Below are 7,521 nucleotides of genomic sequence, written 5' to 3' on the forward strand. Positions count from 1 at the left end.
CCGTCGTCGAGGCGGGAAAACGGTAACCCCATATGCTCCAGCTCTAGTACCGCTTCTGGGCCGGTTTTGCACATGTATTCGATAGCGTCCTGGTCACCGATATAATCGGACCCTTTCACCGTATCGTACATATGCCACTGCCAGTCGTCTTTATGGCTATTGCCGAGGGCGACGGTTATGCCGCCCTGCGCCGATACCGTATGGGAACGTATTGGAAATACTTTGGAAATTAAAACGCACGAGAGCTTCATCTGGGAGATCTGCAGGGCGGCGCGCATACCAGCGCCTCCAGCACCGATAACCACGGCGTCAAACTCTCTTACCGGCAATGTCATTGACTACTCCACATACCACAACAGTTCCATAAAGTAAATATACCATGAGCACGATAACAATGGCCAATTGCAGCAGTAGCCGCAGCGCCAGGGGCTTGATGTAATCCGTTAATACCTGCCACATACCGATCCAGGTGTGCACTAGGATGGAAAACAGGGTTAGTAAGGTGAAGACTTTCTTCATGGGGGTGGCGAAAAAACCGCGCCAGACGTCATAGGTGAGAGTATCTGTAAACAGGATAAAACCGAGCAGATAAATAATGTAAAGGAAAATTACGATAGCGGATGCACGAACCAATAACCACTCATGTACTCCGTTACGTCCTAATGCCGAAGCATTGCTTACCATAGGAGGACTCCAGCTAAAATAGATAGCACGACAGTTAGCAAAAATGTAGCATTTGCGGTGATTTTACCCATCGCTAACGTTTCTTCCAGATAGCCAAAATCTATCAACATGTGACGAATTCCCCCGAGGGTATGGTAGACCAGTGCGGTCAAAATACCCCAAAAGATGAATTTAACAATGAAGCTATCTATCAAAGCGGTAGCCTGAAGGAAGCCTTCTGGGGAAGGGAGAGATAATCCGAGAACCCAAAGCAGAATGCCGATAGCCACAAACATGATGATGCCGGACACTCGATGAAGAATGGATGCTATTGCAGTTACTGGGAACCGGATATTTTGCAGATGTAAGTTTACAGGCCTTTGTTTTTTCAATTTTTTTCCCATACAGCTGTTATTATTTTCCTTCCTCCAGTCCTAGCTGGATCAGACAGCGTTAATGGGATAAACCATGCGACATCATATACTAAAAACACAATTCCTTGTACGTAAATGACGCGCTAAATAACGCTGGGTGTTCCTACTACAGGCTACAGACTACATGAAGTTCCGGAGGGAGACCTTAGTAAAGTATATGGCTTTCACATTATAACTACAATTAACATAAAATAGTTTGTTAACATTCAGAAGATTTAATGAGCATCGTCATGATTCTCACATTCCCTATATTATAGTATACATCTACATTGACAATAAAGAAACATTTTGATTACAAATTATCCCGATTCTATGCTATAACCCGCTTATCAAGTGGCGACACACTTCCTCCGTGATTAAGTTTATGTAACAGTGTAAGAAGTGCCTTGACCAGCAGGTTAAAAGGCCCATTTATAGCAAATAATATTTTAAATAATCTTCACCCACCAAGGCAAACACCGTTCGTTCACCCTTTTCGGGTAAAGCGTCAAACTGCGCTCTGCTCTGCGCCCGGCAATGCGCACCGCTAAGGCAGACAGAAAATAAACGCCCCCTTGAGCCGCCTGTGGTACAAGATTAAGTTTATACGCGCTAAGGAGAATATAATGGCTAAAAGTAAAGCAACTTTTACCCCTGAGGGGCACGACCCCATTGCCATGGATTTGCTAACAGGCACCATGGGCGAAAAAGAGATAGATATTCGCGGCTTGGGAAGTCAAGGGTATTTCACCTTCGATCCCGGCTTCACCTCCACCGCCTCCTGTGAATCGAAAATCACCTATATCGACGGTGACAAAGGCGTCTTGCTGCACCGCGGCTTCCCAATCGACCAGCTTGCGCTAGAATCGAACTATCTGGAGGTCTGCTATATCCTGTTGAACGGCGAAACGCCAACCCGTGAGCAATTCGATGAGTTCCGCACTATCGTCACCCGTCATACCATGATTCATGAACAGATTACCCGGCTGTTCCACGGTTTTCGGCGCGATTCCCATCCGATGGCGGTCATGTGCGGGGTCACCGGTGCGCTGGCGGCGTTCTATCATAACTCGCTGGATGTCAACGTCGAACGCCACCGCGAAATCGCCGCATTCCGCCTATTGTCGAAAATGCCCACCGTGGCTGCCATGTGCTACAAGTATTCCCTCGGCCAGCCGTTTATCTACCCGCGCAATGATTTATCCTATGCCGGCAACTTCCTGTATATGATGTTCGCCACGCCATGCGAGGCTTACGAGGTCAATCCGGTTCTGGAGCGCGCCATGGACCGTATTCTCATTTTGCACGCCGATCACGAACAAAATGCTTCCACTTCGACGGTGCGCACCGCTGGCTCCTCCGGTGCCAATCCTTTCGCTTGTATCGCGGCGGGCATTGCTTCGCTGTGGGGTCCTGCCCACGGTGGCGCCAACGAGGCATGTCTGCAAATGCTCGAAGAGATCAACAAAGTTGAGCATATCTCTGAGTTTATCAAACGCGCTAAGGATAAAAATGATTCGTTCCGCCTGATGGGCTTCGGCCATCGCGTGTATAAAAACTACGATCCGCGCGCTACCGTGATGCGGGAGACTTGCCATGAGGTGTTGAAAGAACTCAATCTTTCGGATGATTTACTGGCGGTGGCCATGGAGCTTGAGCATATCGCGCTACACGACCCATACTTCAAAGAGCGCAAGCTGTATCCCAACGTCGATTTCTACTCTGGCATCATTTTGAAGGCCATGGGGATCCCTTCGACCATGTTCACGGTCATTTTCGCCATGGCGCGTACTGTCGGCTGGATAGCCCACTGGAAAGAGATGCACAATGATGGTCTGAAGATCGCCCGTCCGCGCCAGCTCTACACCGGCTATGCCCAGCGGAACTTCCACAGCCAGAGCAAATAACTACGCTTCCCCGCCCCCGCGGGGAAGCGCCCCAGCGGGGTTCTCACCCCGCTATGTTTAAGAGCCGCCAGGCCAACTCTGCTCTAAATAGCGGCTCTGCTGTTGCAAGGCCAAATGTGCTTCATCCAGAAAGCATTGGACAAAATAGATCGGCTTGCCCAGGCGGGATAACCGCTAGTGGTCTTGGCATAGGCCATAAAGATAATAGGATAGCCGCCGGGGCACCCACACTACGCTGGGCAATACGTCTTGCGAAAACAATTCCTGGTCAGTTGTGTGCTGCAAGCGTGCTGCCCTGTAGTCGGCAGCCGCGCCCGCGCCGTTTCCCTCCAATCGGCCTATCGTCACTTTGATATCGGTGCTGCGCGATTGCAGCACCGATATCAAAGCCGACCGACACCGCTAGATAGCTGCGTATATCGTGTTTCGGCAACGCCAATTTCACCTTCTGACCCAGCCTCACCGCAAAGTGCCAGCCATCGTCAGAGCAGTTTATCATCCGATCCGGCGTTCACTTCACCTGCAGGCGCGGCTCAGCGCTCCACGGAGTGGCAAGAGCCTTCGGCAATCCACAGAGATAGGGAAACCCCGTCTGGAAGCTAAAGAAGTAGACAACGTAGTTCGCACCGGCGTGGCACTCCACCATCTGGCATGGCATCATTCCAGTATGCTCCGCCACCCTCGCCAGATTAGCGCCAGCGGCACCACTATAGATGATCAGAATCATAATTTGACGCACCTCGTGCGGCGCCGATTCTCTCTTCCCGCCAGCGCTTCAGGCACTCTATAGCATCCAGCGCTGTGTGCTGCGGTTTGGTCAGTAGCACCGGCAAATTATTCATGCTAGGAACGGCTTCGCGGACGTCCTGGTGAAGTGCAATACACTGCACAAACTCCAAACGCGGCGCTGACTTTCCAAGCTAATCAGCGGTCCCATCTCTAGTACCACCGCTCGCTCTCCCAATAAATAACATCGCGCCCATTGCAACTCCGCTTCCTGTAAATAGGAATATTCATAATTAACAATATTTATAATTAATAGTTAATTACCATATTCATCCCAGGGAGCTCTGTCAATGGGAGAATGGTCGGGAAACGCCGTTATACAGGGTTGGGAATATCGATAAAAGTTACATCAAAATCATAATGTTGAGCCAGCCACTCTCCAAGCATACGGATCCCGCCACGCTCAGTAGCGTGATGGCCTGCGGCATAAAAATGCAGCCCCTCTTCACGGGCAATATGGATAGTCTGTTCGGATACTTCGCCGGTAATGAATGCGTCCACCCCTGCCTGCGCCGCCAGCTCGATAAATCTCTGGCCGCTGCCGGTACACCAGGCCAATCGCTTTATCTGCGCAGGCCCGCCGTCGCCGCAATGTAGTACACTGCATCCTAGCGTTTGTTCAAGGCGCAGGCACAGCGCTTCACCGCTAAGAGGAGTCGCGAACTCACCCTGTGGCAGCAGCGGTTCTAAACTGCCGGTCACTTGAATGTCCAACGCCGCTGCGAGCTGCGCATTATTACCCAATTCAGGGTGGGTATCCAGCGGCAAATGCCAGGAGTATAAATTGATATCGTTAACCAGTAATGTTTTGAGCCGCCGGCGTTTCATACCGCTAATCACCGGTGCCTCGTTTTTCCAGAAATAGCCGTGGTGGACCATGACTGCGTCGGCGCCGTGCGCCAGAGCGCTATCCAGCAACGCCTGACAGGCGGTGACGCCGGTGACTATGCATTTTACTTCCTGGCGGCCCTCCACCTGCAGGCCATTGGGCACATAATCCTCCAGCGAGAAAATGTTAAGTTTTTTATTAATAAGTTTTTCAATCTCGGTATTAAGCATAGATTCGCCTCTATAATCATCGTTCGTTCCGCACCACGCCCCGCGCTTTAGCTGATTCATAAACGTCCTTGTTGGCGCGTAGGCGCGCTTTGCCATGATCGACGATTAGCAGCGGATAATCTAGTCCGGCGCGCTACGCATTCGGTCCAATGATGCGGCTGATGCAGATAATTATCCGGCACCGGCTTGGGTCCCGGTAGCCAACGATCAATAAAAGCCTCGTCGGGATCGAAGCGCCTCTTCCTGCGTGGTAGGGTTGAATATGCAGAAATAAGGCGTGGTATCATCCCATTGCTAGCCGCCGTTATTAGCCGTCAAATCGCCATCGATAAGCAGATCATTGACGAGAAAACTAGCGCTGATCATTCGCAACCAATTGCGCATCCAATCGGTCTCCGCCAGTTGCCGCATGGCGGCATCGATATGGGATAACTGGTTATGGCCCGTACACCAGGCGTCGAACAAGTCATCATTCTGCTGCCAGGCGGACATGGCGGCGCTTCCATGGAATAAACGACTGATGGCGACACAGCGCCGGCCAGTTCACCAGCAGATGGCGGTAAAATCGCGCCATATTAATTCATTGAGCCAAGCGAAGGTGCTGCTCTTTCATGGCGTTAGCGCTTAAGAGGATGCTTGGCACAGCCGATGATAACACTAGTTCGGCGATAGAACACCGGCGCCAGGCAGGTGAGAAAGCTAGCTAGTGTCGACCAACGCCTGAATATAGTAGCCGTGGTGATAATCTTGCAAATATTGATGACAAAAGTACCTAGACGTGAGAGTGCGGCCGATTCACCGGTAAGATAGTGTGTCCGGAGGTCATCATGGTTCGATAATGAAACGGGCGCAATCTCGCATATCTTGCCGCAGGGGTCCTCCCCCACTCGCGGGGCCGGCAGGCCGGATCTTGCTCTTCGAGCTGGTGCAGGAAGGCGTTATGAAATAGTGTATAGACCTTTGCTAAACTGGAAGATGGCGCTGTTGCGCCATCGTCCAGTCGTGATACGTCAGGGCGAACACGTCAAGCGACGGCCAACGGGTCCATACTGGCGACAAAAGTGCTAATGCGCTAATATGCCGGCTTGGAATGTGCCAGCGATAACAGCTTATAACGGCAGTGAAATGCCATCAGCGCGCCGCGGGTCAGGGGTTAGCGCATCAGTCGGTTTAATTCCCACAAGGTAAATACCTGCGCCACGAAGTTCTCCCGCAATTGAGCATTCTGCGGCTGGTCATCCTCTCCTACCAGCAGCTAGGGCATTTGCTCCAGCAATATACGGGTAAACAGACTCACGCCGGTTTTCTGTACCTCTTACGATTCATAGACCCGTACCCGCGCCATACCACAGCTCAGCGATTTAGCACAGACAATATAGCTGCAGAGATCGGCGAGCTGACGTACCTGTTGGCGTACGAATACTTCCTTGCTGGCGGTGTAATCCATGTGGTTCGCCTCTTTGCTGGTGCGTAACGTGATATGATCGTTGAGATTTTTCACCAACCTGAGCTGCAAACGCGGCGCGGGCGGTCCGGATAGTTATTTCGCGGAAGATGGCGGTGAAAGCGACATACGGGGTTCAAATCATCTATGGCGAACGCTAGGTGTTTATGGTCGCCGTCAAAGCGAATCTTTTCCCCCATACCGGGATGGGTTAACGGCAGGCAAAAACGACCATCGAATGATAGTCTGGCAGCTTGTCGCGCTCGTCACACGGCGACATGAATGCTAGATTGGCGCTGAGCCGAAATTTTTTCGCCGCGAAGAGTGCCTGTTTGTTTCTCTGAATGCCTTACTGGACAACAATCACGCCATCTGGGTTCGCAAATGGCATTCGCTTTGAGCGATAATCTCCGTTGGGTTCCGCTGGAGATTATATAGGGCATGACCAGACGCAGCTAGGGGCTTATTTCGTCCCTGCTTAGTACGTAGCTCACGATATCCACTGCCTCTTTCTCGATCTGCTGGCGGTGCTCAGAACCGAGGAAACTTTCGCAGTAGATCTTGTAGACTTCTTCCGTACCGGAAGGACGGGCCGCAAACCAGCCGTTTTGCGTCATCACCTTCAGGCCGCCAATGGACTCACCATTGCCGGATGCCACTGTCAACCGTGCGATGATCGTATCGCCTGCCAGCGTGCTGGCGCTGACCTGCTCGGGGGACAGCTTGGACAAAATCGCTTTCTGCGCGTGGGTGGCCTTCGCCTGAATGCGGTTGTAGCTGGGCGCGCCAAAGCGCTGCGCGAGTTCATCATAATGCTGCTGCGGATTTTTGCCGGTCACAGCGGTAATTTCCGCCGCCAGCAGGCACATGATGATCCCGTCTTTATCGGTGGACCATGGCTGACGGTCAAAGCACAGAAATGACGCCCCGGCGCTCTCTTCGCCTCCGAAACCCAGACTGCCGTTAAACAGGCCATCTACAAACCACTTGAAGCCTACCGGCACTTCTACTAGCCGGCGTCCGAGGCTGTTAACCACCCAGTCAATCATGGTGCTGGAGACCAACGTCTTACCCACTCCCACCTCATCGCCCCATTGAGGGCGATGTTGGAATAGGTAGTTAATCGCTGCTGCCAGGTAATGATTAGGGTTCATCAACCCCGCCGGTGTAACAATTCCGTGCCGGTCATAGTCCGGATCATTAGCGAACGCTAAATCAAATTTATCGCGTAGTGCCAACAGCCCTGCCA

The 7,521-nt window shown here is 51.8% G+C and carries 8 protein-coding genes and 2 pseudogenes; 1 reads left to right on the forward strand and 9 read right to left on the reverse strand.

Annotation, left to right across the window (positions count from 1 at the left end):
• The 3 genes from BG74_RS15870 to sdhC all read right to left on the reverse strand — a co-directional run.
• A partial coding sequence (locus BG74_RS15870) for an FAD-binding protein (protein ID WP_244267160.1) occupies nucleotides 1-335 on the reverse strand: 335 nt, incomplete at its 3' end.
• Nucleotides 310-684 (reverse strand): succinate dehydrogenase membrane anchor subunit, encoded by a 375-nt coding sequence (sdhD, locus tag BG74_RS01820; RefSeq protein WP_066596171.1) that lies wholly within the window; start codon nucleotides 682-684, stop codon nucleotides 310-312. The genes BG74_RS15870 and sdhD, both read right to left, overlap by 26 nt.
• A complete protein-coding gene (gene sdhC / locus BG74_RS01825) occupies nucleotides 678-1,067 on the reverse strand; it encodes a succinate dehydrogenase cytochrome b556 subunit (RefSeq protein WP_066596173.1) in 390 nt (129 codons plus the stop codon). The genes sdhD and sdhC overlap by 7 nt, the downstream gene beginning before the upstream one ends.
• Nucleotides 1,068-1,702: 635 nt before the next feature.
• On the opposite strand from sdhC, the gene BG74_RS01830 reads away from it, so the two are divergent.
• Nucleotides 1,703-2,983, forward strand: a complete 1,281-nt coding sequence (locus BG74_RS01830) for a citrate synthase (protein ID WP_066596175.1) — start codon at nucleotides 1,703-1,705, stop codon at nucleotides 2,981-2,983.
• 268 nt (nucleotides 2,984-3,251) lie between these two features.
• On the opposite strand, the gene BG74_RS01835 is transcribed toward BG74_RS01830, so the two are convergent.
• The 6 genes and pseudogenes from BG74_RS01835 to BG74_RS15880 all read right to left on the reverse strand — a co-directional run.
• Nucleotides 3,252-3,482, reverse strand: coding sequence for a hypothetical protein (locus tag BG74_RS01835; protein WP_066596177.1), 231 nt, complete (start codon nucleotides 3,480-3,482; stop codon nucleotides 3,252-3,254).
• 12 nt (nucleotides 3,483-3,494) lie between these two features.
• Nucleotides 3,495-3,728, reverse strand: a pseudogene (locus tag BG74_RS15875) (carboxyltransferase domain-containing protein); the annotation flags it as partial.
• Nucleotides 3,729-4,084: 356 nt separating this feature from the next.
• The gene (locus tag BG74_RS01850) at nucleotides 4,085-4,828 is read right to left on the reverse strand and encodes a type 2 GTP cyclohydrolase I (protein ID WP_066596212.1); all 744 of its coding nucleotides are present in this window, start codon (nucleotides 4,826-4,828) and stop codon (nucleotides 4,085-4,087) included.
• 16 nt (nucleotides 4,829-4,844) lie between these two features.
• Nucleotides 4,845-5,419, reverse strand: a pseudogene (locus BG74_RS20205) (FAD-binding domain-containing protein); the annotation flags it as partial.
• 724 nt (nucleotides 5,420-6,143) lie between these two features.
• Nucleotides 6,144-6,329, reverse strand: a complete 186-nt coding sequence (locus tag BG74_RS12335) for a hypothetical protein (protein WP_187202501.1) — start codon at nucleotides 6,327-6,329, stop codon at nucleotides 6,144-6,146.
• A gap of 398 nt (nucleotides 6,330-6,727) precedes the next feature.
• Nucleotides 6,728-7,521: phosphohexomutase domain-containing protein (locus BG74_RS15880; protein WP_501037403.1), on the reverse strand; the 794-nt coding region annotated here is incomplete at its 5' end.

The organism is Sodalis-like endosymbiont of Proechinophthirus fluctus (assembly GCF_001602625.1).
Lineage (GTDB): Bacteria > Pseudomonadota > Gammaproteobacteria > Enterobacterales > Enterobacteriaceae.

Coding starts and splice junctions, on each gene's coding strand:
- BG74_RS01835 (WP_066596177.1), bottom strand. CDS start 3,482: ATGATAAACTGCTCTGACGATGGCTGGCACTTTGCGGTGAGGCTGGGT.
- sdhC (WP_066596173.1), bottom strand. CDS start 1,067: ATGGGAAAAAAATTGAAAAAACAAAGGCCTGTAAACTTACATCTGCAA.
- BG74_RS01830 (WP_066596175.1), top strand. CDS start 1,703: ATGGCTAAAAGTAAAGCAACTTTTACCCCTGAGGGGCACGACCCCATT.
- BG74_RS01850 (WP_066596212.1), bottom strand. CDS start 4,828: ATGCTTAATACCGAGATTGAAAAACTTATTAATAAAAAACTTAACATT.
- sdhD (WP_066596171.1), bottom strand. CDS start 684: ATGGTAAGCAATGCTTCGGCATTAGGACGTAACGGAGTACATGAGTGG.